The sequence below is a fragment of the Viridibacillus sp. FSL R5-0888 genome, from assembly GCF_038009105.1.
Classification (GTDB): Bacteria; Bacillota; Bacilli; order Bacillales_A; family Planococcaceae; genus Viridibacillus; species Viridibacillus arenosi.
Map to the genome: position 1 here is coordinate 312,396 of NZ_JBBPAU010000001.1, position 17,795 is coordinate 330,190.

A 17,795-nucleotide genomic window follows, 5' to 3' on the forward strand; every position below is an offset into this window, starting at 1 on the left:
GAAGGAATAGAAGTTTAGAGAGGAAAGGTCTTTCAATAATGAAACAACAATGGGCAGCAAAATTATCTACTATAGTAAATCCAGAAAATGTTAAAATAGATGAACCACTAGATCAATACACGATGACAAAGCTAGGCGGTAGCGCGGATGTATTTGTCATGCCTTCTACTGAAGAAGAGGCAGTAGCAATTGTAAAGTATGCGAATAACAATGATATCCCGATTTTGCTATTAGGGAATGGCTCGAATATGGTTGTACGTGATGGAGGAGTTAGAGGAATTGTCCTGAACTTTTCGAAATTGGATACAATCCACATCGATGGCACAACTGTTTATGCACAAGCAGGCGCGCTGCTTAAAGACGTATCAATAGCAGCGGCAGAGGCAACTTTAACAGGACTAGAATTCTCATGTGGTATTCCAGGATCTATTGGTGGCGCGATGGCTATGAATGCTGGTGCATACGGCGGAGAAATAAACGATGTTATTCTACAATCAACTGTATTAACATCAACAGGCGAAAAGTTAGTTCTAAATAAAGAACAACTTGACCTAAGCTACCGTAAAAGTATTATCTCCAAAAAAGGATATTATGTATTATCTTCTGAATTTGAATTACAACGAGGAGATCAACAAGAAATCGATGCAAAAATTGCTGAGTTAACATTTTTGCGTGAATCGAAACAACCGCTTGAATATCCTTCAGCAGGGAGTGTTTTCAAACGTCCTCCAGGTTACTTTGCAGGTAAATTGATTCAAGACAGTGAGCTCCAGGGTAAAGGTGTAGGCGGTGCGGAGGTTTCTACGAAGCATGCTGGCTTTATCGTAAATAAAGGTGGCGCAACAGCTACCGATTACATCAACACTATTAAAATGGTGCAAGCAACTGTTAAAGGGAAATTTGATGTTGATTTAGAATTAGAAGTGAAAATCGTTGGAGAAGAACCTTCTAAAAACGGATCATTGTAAACTTTATTAAACTAAAAACTACAGAGAACGCCTTTCGTATTACATGCGGAAGGCGTATTTATATTTAAAGGGGAGCTCACTATGAAATTTGTATCTTGGAATGTTAATGGAATTCGAGCATGCTTGAAAAAGGGCTTTTTAGATTATTTTAATGAAGTTGATGCGGATTTTTTCAGTATTCAAGAATCAAAATGCCAAGCTGGACAAGTTGAATTAGATTTACCAGGTTATAAACAATATTGGAATTATGCAGAGCGCAAAGGTTATTCAGGTACAGCTATTTTTACAAAACATACGCCACTGTCTGTTAAATATGGTGTAGGTGACGAATCAATGCAAGAAGAGGGACGTATCATTACATTAGAGTATGAAGATTTCTATTTAGTAAATGTGTATACACCAAATTCTAAACGTGACTTAGCGCGTCTTGATTACAGAATTGAATGGGAGGATGAGTTGAGAACATACCTGCTATCCTTAGACGAAGTAAAGCCCGTTATTTATTGCGGTGATTTGAATGTTGCACATGAAGAAATAGATATAAAAAATGCAAAGGCCAATATCGGCAATTCTGGATTTACAGAAGAAGAACGTGGAAGAATGACAACGTTGTTAGGTTCAGGATTTACAGATACTTTCCGATATTTATACCCAACACAAACAGATACTTATACATGGTGGTCTTATATGAATAAAGTAAGAGAACGTAATATTGGTTGGCGGATCGATTACTTTATCGTCTCAGATCGTTTGCAAGAGAAAATTGAGGATGCAGAAGTACATGCTAGTATTCTAGGAAGTGACCATTGTCCAATCGTATTAACATTAAAATAATTTGTTTTAATAGAGAAACCACGCTTTTTGTCGAAAAAGCGCGGTTTTTTATTTTATTTAAAAGGGGAAAATACTTCGGGAGCCGAATATAGTAAGAGTAAGGGGAGGCGAAATTATGGTCAAAGGGAAAAAGCGTGTTCGATTTTGGAAATGGCTAAGCTGGACTATAGGGGTTTTAATACTTATTGCATGTGGAGCACTTATTTTTGTTAATGGTTACATAGGAAAATCTAAACCAAAAGTAGATGGCGAAATGCAAGTAGCAGTATTGGATGAAAATGTGAAAGTAGTAAGAGATGACAAAGGAGTACCACATCTCACAGCTAAAACAGATGCAGATTTATATCGAGCACAAGGATTTGTGCAAGCTCAGGATCGACTATTCCAGATGGACTTAGCGAGAAGACAAGCAAGCGGTAGACTAGCAGAGGTTGTCGGTGAGTCTGCAGTAGATACGGATAAATTCTTTCGTACTTTTAGTTTGAAATCTGCTGCAGAAAAATCTGAAGCGGGATATTCACAAGAGGCTAAGCAAGTTTTAGCTTGGTATGCAGAAGGTGTAAATTCATTTATAGATCAAGCAAAGAAAGAGGGTACTTTATCTTATGAGTTTCGTTTGCTTGGGTATGAACCAGAACCATGGACAGCAGTTGATTCATTAACAATTGGTAAATATATGGCCTATGATTTAGGTGGGAATTGGGATATGTTAGCGTTTAGACACTGGGCATTAAACAATTTATCAGATGAAGAGGCTAAAGAATTATTCATTAAATATCCAGAAAATGCGAAATCGATTATTGCAGCAAATAAAAACACACCTGTAAAGGTTGCAGGACAATTCGATGCATCGCTACTACCCCATGAATTTAACGGTAGTAATAACTGGGTTGTATCCGGTAGTAAAACAGAATCAGGAAAGCCATTATTGGCGGATGACCCTCATTTAGGTTTAAGTACACCATCTATTTGGTATCAAATGCATTTGGAGTCTCCAACTCAAAATGTAAGTGGAGTTATTTTTGCGGGGATACCTGGTATTATTTTAGGACATAACGAGAAGGTAGCGTGGGGTGTTACCAATGTTGGTCCAGATGCACAGGATTTATATATCGAAACACCAAATCCAAGTAATACGACTGAATTTAAATATGAGGGTAAATGGGAAAAGGCTACAGTACGTGATGAGCCCATCAAAATTAAAGGTGGCAAAACGGTAGACTTTGAAGTGATAGAAACAAGACATGGCCCAATTATTTCAGATTTAGCATTTAAAAAGGAAAAACCAACTGCGGTTTTCTCTATGCAATGGACGGCTCTAGAGCCAACGCTGGAATTACAAGCGATACTGAATATGAATCGCGCAGAAAATTGGGAGCAATTTGAAAAAGCTTTAGAAGATTTTCAAGCACCAGCACAAAACTTTGTTTTTGCTTCAGAGGACGGCACGATTGCTTATAAAGCAAATGGACGTATTCCAATTCGTAAAAAAGGTGATGGACAATTACCGGTACCAGGGGATTCAAAAGAATATGACTGGAAAGGTTACATTGATTATGACAAATTACCAAAAGTCGTAAACCCTAAGGAAGGTTTTATTGCGACAGCAAACAATGAAATAGTAGGGGAAGAATATCCATATCATATTACGAGCTTCTGGGCACAGCCATATCGTTTTGAACGAATTTACGAAGTGCTAGAAAACAATAATAAGCTAACTGTAAAAGATATGGAAAACCTGCAAATGGATCAGAAAAATTTATATGCGGGTGAATTTTTGGGAGATATGCTTAGCTCAGTAAAAAAATCAGATAGTAAAAATGAATATAAGGATATTTTGAAAATGATGGAGGATTGGAATCAAGTTGATTCAAAAGAATCGGGTGCTCCTCTAGTTTTTAATTTATGGATAATTAATGTTCAGAAGGAATTGTTTGAAGACAATTTGCCAGAAGACGTTTATGAAATGATGTCAGGAAAATACAATGTTACAGATGAAATCTTACGCCAAGCATTTGCAGGAAAGCAAGGTGCATGGGTGACAAAAGCCGATGGAATTGACCAACTTATGTATAATTCTTTTAAAACAACTATTAAAGATATTGAAGATGAGTATGGTAAGAGTTTTAAAAAATGGCAATGGGGAGATTATCATCAGTTAACATTTAACCACCCACTATCGGCAGCTTCTCCAATTCTAGCAAAATTACTTAATCCAAAGCCAGTACCAATCGGAGGCTCTAAATTTACAGTACAAGCAGCTGCAAATAAAGAAAATGGCAATGTAAATCACGGTGCATCTTGGCGCTTTATTGCAGATTTAAGTGATTTATCGAAGGGATACCATATTGTTGGGCCAGGGCAAAGTGGTCATATGAAGTCTGAGTGGTATAACGATCAAGTTGACGATTGGGCGAATGGCCAGTATCATGAAACCATTATTACAGGTGATGTGCCTAACGGTAAGAAATTATTATTAAAGGCTCAGTAACATAGAAGGTGTTTAAAATGGTAGAAATAATATCGGTCGCGCTGGGCGGTATGATAGGAGCAATACTTCGCTATGGTGTGACTATAACGGTACCCTCGGAGTGGATATTGTGGCTTGTAAATGGTACGGGAAGTGCCGTATTAGGGGTTCTAAACGGGCTATTTATTCGATATAAACCATCCAATTCATTGCGACTTCTTTTAACAACAGGTATGTTAGGAGCATTTACGACATTCTCCACTTTTTCTGCAAGTTGGTTTGCTCTCATGCAGACTAACACATTATTAGCTATCTTATATGCAATTATGATGACAGCTGTTTGCGTTGCTTTAGCCTCTTTTGGTTACTTATGTACAGTTCCAAAAGTAAAAGCAGGTGAACGATTATGATTTGGCTATTAATTGCTGCAGGTGGTGGTCTCGGTGCCATCACTCGTTATGGTGTGATAGAGTGGATGAAACGTAAGGATCAACCCTTTTTTATAGGTACCTTTCTTGTAAATAGTGTTGGTTCACTATTAATGGGAATGGCTTTACATATAGGGGCTGAGCAAGAGACGTTTTCTTCATTCTTCATAATTGGGTTTTTAGGAGCATTCACTACATTTTCTACATTTGCTTTTGACGTTGTAAAATTAATTGAAGAACGTGATTATCGTGCAGTGCTATTATACCCAGTACTCACATTATTTGTCGGAATTGTTTTCGTAACGCTTGGTTGGCAAATATTCGCTTAATACCAAAAGGAAGCTCGGCAAAAATGCCAAGCTTCCTTTTTATAATTGTCCTTTACTAATCATGCGATTCTTCCTTCCGGTTGTCGTTTCAGCATGTAGTAAAGATTGGTATATTGATTCTTCAGTTGCCTCAATTACTGCTTGGAAAAGGTTATTCATTACGTCTGTATCATCACGTAATATTGAATATTCTTCAGTAAATGAATTTGATGTGTGTGGTATTGTATATGCATTTGAAAAGCAGATAATAATATCACCACTACCATTATGGATATGTGTACCTGTTCTACCTAAGCCAATGGAAGCACGTTTAGCCAAGCGCTTTAGTTGACGTGCATCAACTGGAGCATTGGTAGCGACAACGATAATGACTGAACCATCTGGTTTATCGATTTGTTCTTGTTGCCATTTCGCGAATTTGCATTCATGGGCATTACCAAAGTTTGTTAAGGATAATACTCCAACTGTATAAGGTTGATCTTCGTTATCTACAATTCTAGAAGAGGAACCAATTCCTCCTTTGACACCGTAACAAATCATACCTTTACCAGCACCCACTGCTCCCTGTTGAACAGGACCACTCTCAGCATATTGGATTGCATTTTGTGCATGCTCAGGTCTAACTGCCATTAAACGCATGCTATTTAAATGACTATCGTTACACTCTCCAACAACAATATTAAGTGAACTAGTAGAATCTCCAATTGACGGATTTTCTTGCAACATATGCTGCAAAGTGCCTTCTAAAACTGCACCAACACTAAATGTGTTAGTTAGCATGATAGGTGATTCTAGTACTCCCAACTCTTCTATTTGTATAAGACCGGCTGTTTTACCAAAGCCGTTTAATACAAAGCTTGCAGCAGGTACTTTTTGTTCAAATGAATTTTGGTTATGAGGTAAGATGGCTGTTACACCAGTGCAAATTGTATCTTCTTCATTAATCTTCTTATGTAGTGTTACATGACCAACATGTACATTTGGAACATCCGTTATAGCATTCCATCGCCCTTTATTCATAACTAATCCCTCCTAACAACCTTTTTATTAATTATATTGAATATTCTGGATATAAACAATGGAGAAAAGTGTCTTGAACAATCAAACAGACATTTGAATAATATATGTAAAAAATGTATACTGTTATCAACAATCAAATGGATATTTGAATGAGGAGGGAAAAAATGCAAAAAGATATGTGTGAAGTAACTAAAGTACATGAAGAAGCGGTAGAGCGAGTACAAAGTCAAATTCCTGAATTGCAGAAATTAGCCCAATTCTTTAAAGCATTTTCAGATGAAACACGATTAAAGATTCTATACGCATTAACAATTGAAAAATCGTTGTGTGTCTGTGATGTAGCAGCCATTATTGGTTCATCCACAGCCACAGCTTCACATCATTTACGCTATTTACGTGATAATGCATTAGCAAAATCGCATCGCAAGGGGAAACTAATTTATTATGAACTTGCGGATGACCATGTTGAACAGCTTGTGAAAATTGCTTATGAACATTCGAAAGAAGGGGATTGCATTGAAGAAAAGTGAGCAACAGGAATATCGATTGCAGAATTTATCTTGTGCAAGTTGTGCAAAAAAGTTTGAAAAAAACATTCAAAATATCTCTACAGTAGAAGAAGTACAATTGAATTTTGGAGCAGCTAAGCTCACTGTAATAGGAGAAGCATCAATAGAGCAACTTGAAGAAGCGGGGGCCTTTGATGGCATAAAAGTTAAACGCGCAGATGACAGAAGGGTTGAGAAGAACACTCCCTTTTTTAAAAAGAAAGAAAATATCTTAGCTGGTATTTCATTAGTATTCGTTTTAGCAGGGTATTTAACAGCAACGTTTAAAGGCGATGATTATTTACCAGCAATTGCGCTATTTTTATTAGCAATAGTGATTGGTGGATATGATATTTTTAAAACAGGATTTAAAAATTTAATCCGGTTAGAATTTGATATGAAAACGTTAATGACGATTGCCATTATTGGAGCTGCAATAATAGGTGAATGGCAAGAAGGGGCAGTTGTTGTCTTTTTATTTGCTGTTAGCGAGGCGTTAGAAGCGTATTCAATGAATAAAGCTAGACAGTCAATTAGTAGTTTGATGGATATTGCACCAGCAACTGCAATGATACGCAGAGGAAATCAATTAGTAGAACTTGCTACAGAGGACATTCTAATTGGTGATATTTTAATTGTTAAACCCGGTCAAAAGATTGCCATGGACGGTAAAGTACAAAGTGGTATTTCAAGTGTTAACCAAGCTCCAATTACGGGTGAATCCATTCCAGTGAAGAAAGAAACAGGTGACGAAGTATTTGCTGGAACATTGAACGAAGAAGGCGCGTTAGAAATCGTTGTTACGAAGCATGTAAAAGATACAACGATTGCGAAAATTATTCATTTAGTAGAAGAAGCCCAGGCAGAAAAAGCTCCTGCCCAAAAGTTTGTAGATCAGTTTGCAAAATATTACACACCACTGATTATTTTAATCGCTTTATTAGTGGCTTTTATAACACCACTATTTTTGGGAGATTGGAATCACTGGATATATCAAGGATTAGCGGTTTTAGTAGTGGGTTGCCCATGTGCACTTGTTATTTCAACCCCAGTGGCTATCGTCACAGCAATTGGAAACGCAGCAAGACAAGGAGTGCTCATAAAAGGTGGAGTTTATCTAGAGCAACTTGGGCGTATAAAAGCCATTGCGTTTGATAAAACAGGTACATTAACGAAGGGTGTTCCTGAAGTAACAAATGTATTAGTAGCGGAACATATAACTGAAGAAACTTTGATTCGTTTAGTAGCTGCAGTCGAACAGTCATCTCAGCATCCATTAGCTCGAGCGATTTTACAACATGCTAAAGAACATAAGATACAACCAGCAGTTGCTGAGCAATTCCAATCTGTGACAGGTAAGGGAGCGTATGCAGAAATAGAAGGTGTACGTATTTCTGTTGGGAGTTTAACATGGATTCAAGAAACCGTAAATGTTCCTAAAGCTATGAAATCTGCGATTATCAACCTTCAAAAAGAGGGGAAATCTGTCATTGCTGCAATGTCTGGGGAAACTTTCCTTGGCTCTATAGCAATTGCAGATAAAGTTCGTAGTAATAGTGTAAGTGTCATTCAAAAACTTCGCGCCAATGGTATTGCACATACTGTTATGTTAACTGGTGATGCAGAGCCCACAGCTCGAGCTATAGCACAGGAGCTGCAGTTAACAGATATTCGTGCTGGACTATTACCTGAAGATAAACTACAGGCAATGAAGGAATTACAGTCACAGTATGGTTCTGTTGCTATGGTAGGTGATGGTATAAATGATGCTCCTGCTTTAGCGAATGCAACAGTTGGTATTGCGATGGGTGGTGCTGGTACAGATACGGCATTAGAGACAGCGGATGTCGCATTAATGGCTGATGACCTCGAAAAGTTGCCATATACGATAAGACTTAGTCGAAAAACGTTGCGAATTGTTAAAGAAAATATTATGTTTGCATTAGGGCTAAAATTGATAGCATTACTTCTAATAATTCCAGGATGGTTGACACTCTGGATTGCTATCTTTGCAGATATGGGTGCAACCCTACTAGTAGTATTAAATTCGTTACGTTTAATGCGCATGCAGAAATAACGGTATCGTGTAATCGGAGGTCGAGTGTTGTGAAACTAATAGAGTGGACAATGGAGGAACAGGAGCAGTTAATTCATTTTATGACGATGAATACGTGGCCATATCACGTCAATTCTCATCCTGGTCGTGAACTAATTGAAAAGGCGATTGATGAGGGTGGTTACGAATCAGAAGAGGTAAAGACGTTCTGGTTGGAAAGCGATGAAGGTGAAAAGGTAGGTATGGTGAAAATCTATGATCTACAAGATGAAATACCTCTTTTTGACTTACGTATTGCGGAGAATTGGCGAGGATTAGGGCATGGTACTGTTGCATTAAAGCTTATATCAGATTATGTATTTCGTATGCCAGAAAAGAAAATTCGCCTTGAAGGGCATACACGACAAGATAACTTTCCTATGCGTAAAACGTTTGAGCGAGCTGGTTTCTTAAAAGAAGCACATTTAAGACAAGCATGGTTCGTGCCAAAAGAGTATGCATATTACGATGCTGTCACATATGGCATCACTCGTGAAGACTTTTTAGAAGGCAAAACAACGCCTGTTAGTTGGGACGACGAAAAAATGAAAGAGGAAGTTCGTTTCGAAAAAAACTGGGATTTCCCTAACTCATTTAATTCAGAAAGATTGATTATACGTATGCCACTTATGGAAGATGCCGAAGTAGTTTGGGATTCGATTATTCAATCAGCAAGTTCATTAAAACAGTACATGCAATGGGCGCAAACTTTGCCTAAGTCTGAAGAAACAAGAGAGAATATTCGGCTAGCTATTGCAGATTTTTTAGCTAGAAAAGAATTGAGATTGCATATATTCTTGAAAGAAACAGGAGAATTTATAGGAAGTTCTGGTTTGCACAAAATTGATTGGGATATTCCGAAATTTGAAATTGGCTATTGGTTAGATGTACGTCATGAAGGTAAAGGTTATATGACAGAAGCAGTCGAGCGAATTACACAATTTGCTTTTGAAGAGTTACACGCAGCACGTATAGAAATTCGTTGTGATACTGAAAATATTCGTAGTCGAGCTGTTGCTGAACGAGCACATTATGAGTTAGAAGGCATTTTTAAAAATGATTCGCTTTCTGCTAACGGTAAAGCATTGCGAGATACTTGTATATACGCGAAAACACAATAAAAAACCGAATGCCAATGCGTTTACGCATTGGCATTCGAATGTTATAATGATTTCCTTCCTGCCAGTAACTGAACGAAGAACAGAATACCTGCAAGAACTAAGATAATGTGGATGAGACCGCCACCAATTTTAAAAAGTAAACCCAATAACCAAAATACGATTAAAATACTTATAATCCACCATAGCAGTTTCCCCATTAGGAACACCCCTTTTGTTGTTATGCATAAACAATTCCCCTTTTAAAAAAACCTAAACATAAGGGAATTGTCGGAAGTAATTGAAGGAGAGATAATATGACGGAACAAATGAAACCCTCGCCAGTTACAGAAGAAGTACAATTGTTGAACGTAACAGAAGAAATCGTGCGAGGATTGGTGTCTTTCACCATTCATGGTCCTGACTATCCAACATTTTGTCGCTGCCAAAAATGCGAATTAGATATTTGTGCTATTACGTTAAATCATTTAGATAATCATTTTGTGACAACAAAAGAAGAGCGTGAGAAAGTATATGCTATCTTAAAAACACTAGATAGTATCGAGCAAATTAATAAACAAATCATTCATGCTATTCACATTGTCAGCCATAAATCTGGACATTAAAAGAACAATCCTCTGTAATAGGTACGAGCTTTTACTGTTATAGGTTACGTTTTATTAGTCCTTGTAGTAAACTATAGAGTAGGATATGGAAAGAGAGGGACATGAGATGCCGACACCGAGTATGGAAGACCACATCGAACAAATATATTTATTAATTGATCAAAAAGGCTATGCACGCGTATCGGATATCGCTGAAGCATTGTCAGTTCTTCCTTCCTCTGTTACCAAAATGGTTCAGAAGCTTGATAAAGATGGATACTTAGTGTACGAACGTTATAGAGGCCTCATGTTGACCCCTAAAGGCTCTAAGCTAGGCAAGCGTTTAGTAGAACGACATGATCTACTAGAGAATTTTTTAAGGCTAATTGGTGTAGATGAAGAACGAATTTACAATGATGTTGAAGGAATAGAGCATCATTTGAGTTGGAATTCCATAGACCGCATTGCAGATTTAATACAAGTTATGGAAGAAAATCCTACATTTATTCAACAGCTTGAGGATTTAAAAACTCAGCAAAGTGAATGATATGTCATATGAAGGGAGCTAGATGTATGGCAGAATTACAATCAGGCGATATCGTTAAATTATTTGTGAAAGAAAAACAAGAATCAAAGTATATTCTTACTAATGATTATGTTGATATTCCACTCAATATTTCGGAAGTAACGGAGCCTTTAGAATTAAATAGTAAAATTGAGGTGTTTTTATTTGCTGACCGTAGAGGAAATCTATCCGCTACAACGGCTATCCCTCATATTAATAAAGATGAATACGGCTGGGCACGCGTATTACATGTAAAAGATCGTGATGGTGCTTATGTTGATATTGGTACTTCAAGAGAAGTATTAGTACCAGCGGAAGATTTACCGAAGCTTAAGCCACTATGGCCTGAACCAGGTAACCATTTATTCATCACGTTACGCACAGACCGTGATGGAGGTTTATTCGGACGCCTTGCTACAGAAGAAAAGGTATTGGAAATGTACGAAGATGCAGAACCAGAACTTTTCAACCAAAATATTATCGCTCGTCCGTATCGTTTGTTGCCAGTTGGAACTTTTCTTATTGGCGTAGACAAACCTTATCGTATTTTCGTACACGAATCAGAGCGTAATGCAGAGCCTCGCCTTGGTGCAGATATCTCAGTACGTGTAATTGAAGTGAAAGAAGATGGTACGATTAACGCTTCAATGTTACCACGTAAGTACGAACGCCTATCGGATGACGCTGAAAAAATCTTCGCTTACTTACAAGAAATTGGCGGTAAAATGCCATTTGGAGATAAATCGTCACCGGAGGAAATTAAAGAGATGTTCCATATGAGTAAAGCATCATTTAAACGTGCTTTAGGAACATTAATGAAAGCCGGTCGAATTACACAAGTAGATGGCTGGACAGAAATTAAAGAATAAAATTGATGGAGCAAAAGTAGAAAGTTTCCATACTTTCAGAAACTTTTTGCTCCTTTTTTTCGTATTAATAAATAGAGGTGAGAAAATAAATAAAATTATAGTATACAGCAATTGCCATCTAAATAATGTAATGATGTAGTTACATGCTCAGATTACCTAGAAAGAATCTGTTCGAAAAGCAGGCTCATTACTAATAATTGTTCTTGCACGCATCATTAGAAAAAATCGACTCTAATAACGTATATGAATGACATGTAAATGAAGGAGGAAATAAAGATGAAAAAGAAATTTTTAGCCGTCTTAACGGCCATGTTTTTAACAACCTCAGTTGTAGCACCATCTAATAGCTTTGCAAGCACAACTGATACTTCATCAACAAAAGGTATTAACGAAAAATTAGGAGTGCCAATCGTTGTTTACGGTGGTAACTTATCAGATACAGAAAAGGAAAGTGTAAAGAAAAGTCTAGATGTAGCAAGTGAAGCGGAAGTAGAAGAGATTACAGTAAGAGGTGCGGATTTAGTGAAGTACATCTCAGATGGTGATGCACGTTCTCGCATGTATTCATCAGCGAAGATTACGCGTAAAGATGCTGGATCAGGATTAGTCATTAATATTGTAACACCACAAAATATTACGCAAGTAACATCAGATATGTATTCAAATGCTATGTTAACAGCTGGTATTGAGGACGCTGTAGTAGAAGTAGCCGCTCCTAAAGCAGTTACAGGACACTCTGCACTTGTAGGTATTTATAAAGCATATGAAGTGACAACTGGCGAAAAGTTAGACACTGAACGTACAGATGTGGCGAATGAAGAGCTTTCTGTCGCAACGGACTTAGCAGAAAAATCAGGTGTTGATGATGAAAAAGTAAGCCAACTATTAACTGAAATTAAAAAGCAAATTGCAGAACAAAAACCAGCAACAAAAGAAGACGTTGAAAAAATAGTAAACGAACAACTTAGTAAATTAGAAATTAATTTAAGCGATCAAGATCGCCAACTACTAATTGATCTGATGAATAAAATCAGTAACTTAGATATCGATTTTAGTAAATGGGGAAGTCAACTAGAAGACTTAAGTAGTACATTAAAAGATAAACTAGGTAGCATTTCAGAAGACATTAATAGTGATACAGGCTTCTGGGCAAGTGTAAAAAACTTTTTCCAAAAAATAATGGACGGCATTAGTGGTATTTTTAACTAAGTGCTGATAATGCCATTTTAAAAGACTACTCCGTACCAAAGGTATGGAGTAGTCTTTTTGTGTGGTGGAAAATTAACTGAGCATTGTAATTGCAATAGAAATATTAGAGTGATAATATGTGTTTAATAAATATCTCGAATTCGAGATATATTTAAAGGGATTTTTTATATAATAGGAGGCATTTGATATGTCATTACATTTAGCAGGAATTCACCATGTTTCAGCAATTACAGCTAGCGCAGAAAAAAACCATCATTTTTTTACAAAAATTTTAGGGATGCGTCTTGTGAAAAAGACCGTTAACCAAGACGATACATCTTCATATCATTTATTTTACGCAGATGCAGTCGGTACACCTGGATCAGATATGACGTATTTCGATATTCCAGTAGCAGGTCGTACTTATCCTGGTGTTTCAAGTATTAACAACACAGCTTTTCGATTAAAATCTAAAGAAGCATTACAATATTGGTTGAATCGCTTTAAAGAATTAGATGTAGAGCATGATGAGGTACTGGAGCGCTTCGGTCGCCAAACGCTAACATTTCGTGATTTTGAAGGCTCACGATTAATGCTTGTAGTAGATAATGGGAAAGGTGTACCTTATGGAAAAGCATGGACAGAAACGGATATACCAGCAGAGTATGCGATAGTTGGGTTAGGACCTGTAACATTAACTGTCCATATGGCAACGCCAACTGAAACCGTATTATCGAAAGTTTTGGGGTTTGAAAAAGTGGGAACATATGCATCAGCAATACCTAATATGCCAGATATTATTGTCTATACGACAGGTGAGGGTGGTGCAGGTGCTGAAGTGCATATTGAAGAACGACCAGACCTTCCACGTGAACGTCCAGGTAGAGGAAGCGTACATCATGTCGCTTTCCGAGTAAATACTTTTGAAGAATATGATTTATGGGAAGATAAATTGAGAGAGCATGGTTTACATACTTCAGGCAAAGTAGACCGCTTTTATTTCCGGTCAATTTATTTCCGTGAACCAAACGGTATATTATTTGAATTAGCAACAGATGAGCCGGGCTTTACATCAGATGAACCTCTTGAAACTTTAGGAGAACAATTAGCATTGCCACCATTCTTAGAGCCTCAACGTGAAAAAATTGAAGCGAAATTGCGACCGCTAACACTGTCAGAATAAATTGTGCTACACTAAATTAAAAAAGGGGTGTGTAATATGGAATTTCAATTAAATAATCGTGGCAACGAAGAATTCGCTTTTGAGTACAAAGAAAATGTTGAACTATTAGCGGAAATTTGTTGGACGAAATTAGGGGATATTATGGTTGTTGACCATACATTTGTGTCTGAAAAATTACGTGGACAAGGTGTTGCTAAAAAACTATTAGATCGTGCAGCTGATTATGCTAGAGAAAAAGATTTCAAGATTGAAGCTGTTTGCACGTATGTAGTAGCCGCTTTTGAAAAATCAAACGCATATGATGACATTAAAGTATAATTACTTTCATACAATTAAATATTAGGTTTAACGAAACAGCTCACTGAATATTTAGTGGGCTGTTTTTAATAAAAGTGAAACCAATTTAAAGGAAAACCGTATAGTAAGTAGAAATGATAATTAAGAGGTGATTAGATGAAGAGAACTGGAGAATTGGCTTTAGGTATTATTGGTTCTGTTTTAAATGTAATTGTAATTATTGCTCTTGCTATAATGATGTTCGGTATCTCAACATTTGCGAATGATTCAACATTCACAGATGAAGTATTGTCAGATGTGCAGAATGATCCGAATTTAACTTCAGGAGAGATTGAAGCGGTAACTACTTTCATCGAGAATATGCCAACTTACATAAATGCATTTGGATGGCTTGGCGTTGCTCTATTAGTAGTATCGCTTGTGTTGGGCATTTTAGGTGTTGTGTATATTAGAAAAAGTGATAAACAAAATGTAGCAGGCACTTTCTTTATATTAGCAGGTGTATGTGCAGGAATTGTATCGCTAACAGCAATTCTATTTTATATTGCAGCAATTATGAGCTTTGTAAGAAAACCAAAAGTTGAAGAAATTGATACTTTTTATGTAAATGAATAGGACAAAAGAGCCCTCAGTAAAAAACTGAGAGCTCTTTTTATTTATTGTTGAAACAGTTTCCCTTCTACTATGCTCAAAAGTATATGGTGAATATCTTCAGGTATTTCTTGTAGGTTAAGATTGGGTTCGTAAATACTTTTATGCGTTAGCATTGCAAGAAATGAACCAATCAAGCCTACTTGAAAGAGAATAAGGTCGAGCTTTGGTAACTTTCCTTCATCCATACGTTTTAACAACTCTTTATCGGCATTTGTTAGTTGATGAATGTGCCGAATATAGTTTTCGGATAGTTCAGGATGTCTTGGAGACTCTGAGAAAATAATTGAATACTGAGGACGATTATGGAAAACTGTCGCTATTATTTGATCAGTCCAAGCACTTATTAAATCTATATTAGAAAGGATAGCATAATAACTTTCCTCTTTGTCATATGAACGTGCAGGTTCTACTGTTGCAAGTAATAGTGCCATCTTACCTTTAAAATGTTTATACAATGCAGCTTCTGAAACACCGACTGTTTTAGCAATTTGGGACGTAGAAGTAGCATCAAAGCCTTGTTTATAAAAAAGGTTTCTCGCTTCTACTATAATTTTCTGCTTTGTTAAAGCACCTTTTGTTTGTTTATTTGAATGATGCGTATCCGTCATCAAGCATTACCACACTTCCGTTAATAACATCTGCTTCTTCCAATGATAGCAGATAAACGGCATTGGCAATAGCTTCAGGTTTGATTAAATCACCGCGCATTTGATTACCTTTTAATTTATCAGTTAGACCAGCATCCTTGTAACCTTGTACGATTGGAGTATCAACAGTTCCTGGAGCAACACCTACAACACGAATACCATATGGTGCTAATTCAAGTGCACCTGTTTGACACATCATACGTACGGCACCTTTGGATGCTTGGTAAGCAAATGTATATTGATTTGATAGATATCCAAATACCGAAGCTGTGTTGATAATTACACCTTTAATATTAAGGTCACGCATTTTACGACCAGCTGCTAGCATGCCGTAGAATACACCATGCTGATTAACACCAATAACGCGTTCATAATCTTCTACTGTATAATCTAAGAATGGAATAATTTTACCAATTCCTGCATTGTTAAATACCACATCTAAAGAGCCATACAGCTCTACAGTTTTTTCTACCATTGCCTCTACTTGGTCGAATTTAGAAACGTCAACTTTTACAAAAGTAGCTTCACCATTTTCAGCTTTAATCATATCAACAGTTTCTTGTCCACCTTTTTCGTTGAAATCGGCTACAACTACTTTGTCCCCTTTACTTGCAAATTTAATTGCTGTTGAGCGACCAATTCCACTACCTGCCCCTGTAATGACTACTACGCGTTCTGCCATGATAAAATCTCTCCCTTAAGAAAAAGTTAGTAAGTGTTCACTTACTTATTTAAATATACAGTGTTCGAATTTTTTTCGCAAATGAAATGTACGACTTATCTATTAATGGCCATTAATCAAGAAGAGAGTACTATAAATACGTTTATTATTGTAGGCATAAGGTGGAAAATAATATTAATTATCTCTGGGTGTAATATTCTTAGAGAACTCTAAATTATTTTTGGAAATGGTGGGAAAAAGCTATGTGAACTATTCTTGAACCTATTTCAAAATTGTCCGATTTTTTTATTTACTTAGCAGTATTCGGGTCGAAAAGGTATAGAAAATGTGAAATAATGAATACTAAGGAGTGATATATAATGGCATGGAAAGAACAGACATTTGAAGAGTTAACAACAACGGATCTATACCGCATACTACAATTGCGCATAAACGTATTTGTAGTTGAACAAAAGGCATATTATGCAGATCTGGATGACCATGATCAAAATTGTGTACATGTAACATATGAAAAAGATGGAAAACTAATTGCTTATGCACGAGTTGTACCACCAGGCGAAAAATTCGAAATGGCTTCATTAGGACGAGTGATCGTTTTACCAGAAGCCAGAGGTACAGGGCTAGCACAAGAACTCATAAAAAGAGTAATGGCAATTCTAGAACGTAATTGGCCTGAAGCTGACCTATTTATAGAAGCTCAAGCCTATTTACAAAAGTTCTATGGTGCTTTTGGATTTGAGGCTGTTTCAGAGGAATACATTATGGAATGTTTGCCTCATATTGATATGGTTTGTAAACGAAAAAAATAGTGTTTTTTTAAAGTGAATTGAAATGTCATGTTTAGTTATTTGGATAATAGGTAAATAACATAGTATGATGAAACAAAATATTGGAAGGAATGATGTTCAATGGCAAAAGGTAAATCTCTAGTTATAGCTGGTATAGCAGCAGGTGCATATGCATATTTCCGAAAAAAAGAAAACCGTGATAAAGCGGTAGTTGCATTTAATAATACGAAGGTAAAAGTTAATTCATTTATTGAAGCACAGAAACACAATTATTCTGAGCTAACTGAAGCAGGACACCCAAACCCTTATGACGAGGGTGATTCTAGAATGGTAGATGAAGGTGCGCTAACAAGCGTTCAATATTACAATGCAGAGGTGCAGGATGATGGACAAGATGATTCTTTCGATGATCCAGAACAACCTGCAGATGATAAAAAAAAATAATTTAAAAGCCAACCGTAATTGATTTACGGTTGGCTTTATTTTTTAGGATCAATGTACAATGTATACAAAAAAAAGAGGAGCCCA

21 protein-coding genes are annotated in these 17,795 nt (G+C 36.7%); 17 read left to right on the top strand and 4 right to left on the bottom strand.

Translation table 11 applies throughout. The features are described from left to right. The first annotated feature begins 35 nt into the window (after positions 1-35). The 5 genes from murB to crcB all read left to right on the top strand — a co-directional run bounded on the left by murB (position 36) and on the right by crcB (position 5,029). Positions 36-968 (top strand): UDP-N-acetylmuramate dehydrogenase, encoded by a 933-nt coding sequence (murB, locus tag MKY02_RS01605; RefSeq protein ID WP_038186084.1) that lies wholly within the window; start codon positions 36-38, stop codon positions 966-968. An 81-nt stretch (positions 969-1,049) separates the two neighbouring features. Next, positions 1,050-1,802, top strand: a complete 753-nt coding sequence (locus MKY02_RS01610) for an exodeoxyribonuclease III (RefSeq protein WP_076034773.1) — start codon at positions 1,050-1,052, stop codon at positions 1,800-1,802. A 115-nt stretch (positions 1,803-1,917) separates the two neighbouring features. Further along, positions 1,918-4,293 carry a penicillin acylase family protein gene (locus MKY02_RS01615; RefSeq protein ID WP_340710517.1) on the top strand — a complete coding sequence of 792 codons (2,376 nt, stop codon included), beginning with the start codon at positions 1,918-1,920 and terminating at the stop codon, positions 4,291-4,293. Between the two features lie 17 nt (positions 4,294-4,310). Then, positions 4,311-4,682, top strand: a complete 372-nt coding sequence (locus MKY02_RS01620; protein WP_038186067.1) for a fluoride efflux transporter FluC — start codon at positions 4,311-4,313, stop codon at positions 4,680-4,682. Beyond that, positions 4,679-5,029: a fluoride efflux transporter CrcB gene (gene crcB / locus MKY02_RS01625; RefSeq protein WP_038186064.1), complete on the top strand. Its 351-nt coding sequence runs from the start codon at positions 4,679-4,681 to the stop codon at positions 5,027-5,029. The genes MKY02_RS01620 and crcB overlap by 4 nt, the downstream gene beginning before the upstream one ends. A gap of 39 nt (positions 5,030-5,068) precedes the next feature. On the opposite strand, the gene MKY02_RS01630 is transcribed toward crcB, so the two are convergent. Beyond that, on the bottom strand, positions 5,069-6,049 hold the full coding sequence (locus MKY02_RS01630; RefSeq protein WP_076065585.1) for a P1 family peptidase: 981 nt from the start codon (positions 6,047-6,049) through the stop codon (positions 5,069-5,071). A 164-nt stretch (positions 6,050-6,213) separates the two neighbouring features. Here MKY02_RS01630 and MKY02_RS01635 point away from each other — a divergent pair, with 164 nt between their 5' ends. Genes MKY02_RS01635 through MKY02_RS01645 form a run of 3 tightly spaced genes read left to right on the top strand, consistent with a single transcriptional unit; the run spans position 6,214 to position 9,813 of the window. Further along, positions 6,214-6,579, top strand: a complete 366-nt coding sequence (locus tag MKY02_RS01635) for an ArsR/SmtB family transcription factor (RefSeq protein WP_038186058.1) — start codon at positions 6,214-6,216, stop codon at positions 6,577-6,579. After that, a complete protein-coding gene (locus MKY02_RS01640) occupies positions 6,539-8,674 on the top strand; it encodes a heavy metal translocating P-type ATPase (RefSeq protein ID WP_076065586.1) in 2,136 nt (711 codons plus the stop codon). Before MKY02_RS01635 ends, MKY02_RS01640 begins: the two co-directional genes overlap by 41 nt. Before the next feature lie 29 nt (positions 8,675-8,703). Continuing rightward, a complete protein-coding gene (locus MKY02_RS01645) occupies positions 8,704-9,813 on the top strand; it encodes a GNAT family N-acetyltransferase (RefSeq protein WP_038186040.1) in 1,110 nt (369 codons plus the stop codon). 41 nt (positions 9,814-9,854) lie between these two features. On the opposite strand, the gene MKY02_RS01650 is transcribed toward MKY02_RS01645, so the two are convergent. After that, entirely contained in the window at positions 9,855-10,010 is a 156-nt protein-coding gene (locus tag MKY02_RS01650; protein ID WP_143691046.1) for a lmo0937 family membrane protein, read from the bottom strand. 96 nt (positions 10,011-10,106) lie between these two features. Between MKY02_RS01650 and MKY02_RS01655 the strand changes: the two genes are divergently transcribed. The 7 genes from MKY02_RS01655 (at position 10,107) to MKY02_RS01685 (ending at position 15,111) form a co-directional block, all read left to right on the top strand. After that, the gene (locus MKY02_RS01655) at positions 10,107-10,415 is read left to right on the top strand and encodes a late competence development ComFB family protein (RefSeq protein WP_340710519.1); all 309 of its coding nucleotides are present in this window, start codon (positions 10,107-10,109) and stop codon (positions 10,413-10,415) included. A 106-nt stretch (positions 10,416-10,521) separates the two neighbouring features. Next, positions 10,522-10,941: a transcriptional regulator MntR gene (gene mntR, locus MKY02_RS01660; RefSeq protein WP_038186037.1), complete on the top strand. Its 420-nt coding sequence runs from the start codon at positions 10,522-10,524 to the stop codon at positions 10,939-10,941. A 26-nt stretch (positions 10,942-10,967) separates the two neighbouring features. Further along, positions 10,968-11,828 carry a CvfB family protein gene (locus MKY02_RS01665; protein WP_038186034.1) on the top strand — a complete coding sequence of 287 codons (861 nt, stop codon included), beginning with the start codon at positions 10,968-10,970 and terminating at the stop codon, positions 11,826-11,828. A 276-nt stretch (positions 11,829-12,104) separates the two neighbouring features. Continuing rightward, the gene (locus MKY02_RS01670) at positions 12,105-13,037 is read left to right on the top strand and encodes a DUF1002 domain-containing protein (protein WP_038186031.1); all 933 of its coding nucleotides are present in this window, start codon (positions 12,105-12,107) and stop codon (positions 13,035-13,037) included. Between the two features lie 187 nt (positions 13,038-13,224). After that, positions 13,225-14,199, top strand: coding sequence for a ring-cleaving dioxygenase (locus MKY02_RS01675; protein ID WP_076034776.1), 975 nt, complete (start codon positions 13,225-13,227; stop codon positions 14,197-14,199). 36 nt (positions 14,200-14,235) lie between these two features. Further along, positions 14,236-14,517, top strand: a complete 282-nt coding sequence (locus MKY02_RS01680) for a GNAT family N-acetyltransferase (RefSeq protein ID WP_340710521.1) — start codon at positions 14,236-14,238, stop codon at positions 14,515-14,517. A gap of 135 nt (positions 14,518-14,652) precedes the next feature. Continuing rightward, positions 14,653-15,111 carry a DUF4064 domain-containing protein gene (locus MKY02_RS01685; RefSeq protein WP_051448739.1) on the top strand — a complete coding sequence of 153 codons (459 nt, stop codon included), beginning with the start codon at positions 14,653-14,655 and terminating at the stop codon, positions 15,109-15,111. Positions 15,112-15,152: 41 nt separating this feature from the next. On the opposite strand, the gene MKY02_RS01690 is transcribed toward MKY02_RS01685, so the two are convergent. After that, on the bottom strand, positions 15,153-15,758 hold the full coding sequence (locus tag MKY02_RS01690) for a TetR/AcrR family transcriptional regulator (RefSeq protein ID WP_038186022.1): 606 nt from the start codon (positions 15,756-15,758) through the stop codon (positions 15,153-15,155). Next, positions 15,733-16,479: an SDR family NAD(P)-dependent oxidoreductase gene (locus MKY02_RS01695; RefSeq protein ID WP_038186009.1), complete on the bottom strand. Its 747-nt coding sequence runs from the start codon at positions 16,477-16,479 to the stop codon at positions 15,733-15,735. Before MKY02_RS01695 ends, MKY02_RS01690 begins: the two co-directional genes overlap by 26 nt. A 359-nt stretch (positions 16,480-16,838) precedes the next feature. On the opposite strand from MKY02_RS01695, the gene MKY02_RS01700 reads away from it, so the two are divergent. Together MKY02_RS01700 and MKY02_RS01705 are read left to right on the top strand one after the other, a co-directional pair. Beyond that, a complete protein-coding gene (locus MKY02_RS01700; protein WP_038186006.1) occupies positions 16,839-17,288 on the top strand; it encodes a GNAT family N-acetyltransferase in 450 nt (149 codons plus the stop codon). 99 nt (positions 17,289-17,387) lie between these two features. Beyond that, on the top strand, positions 17,388-17,711 hold the full coding sequence (locus MKY02_RS01705) for a hypothetical protein (protein ID WP_038186005.1): 324 nt from the start codon (positions 17,388-17,390) through the stop codon (positions 17,709-17,711). Positions 17,712-17,795: the final 84 nt, after the last annotated feature.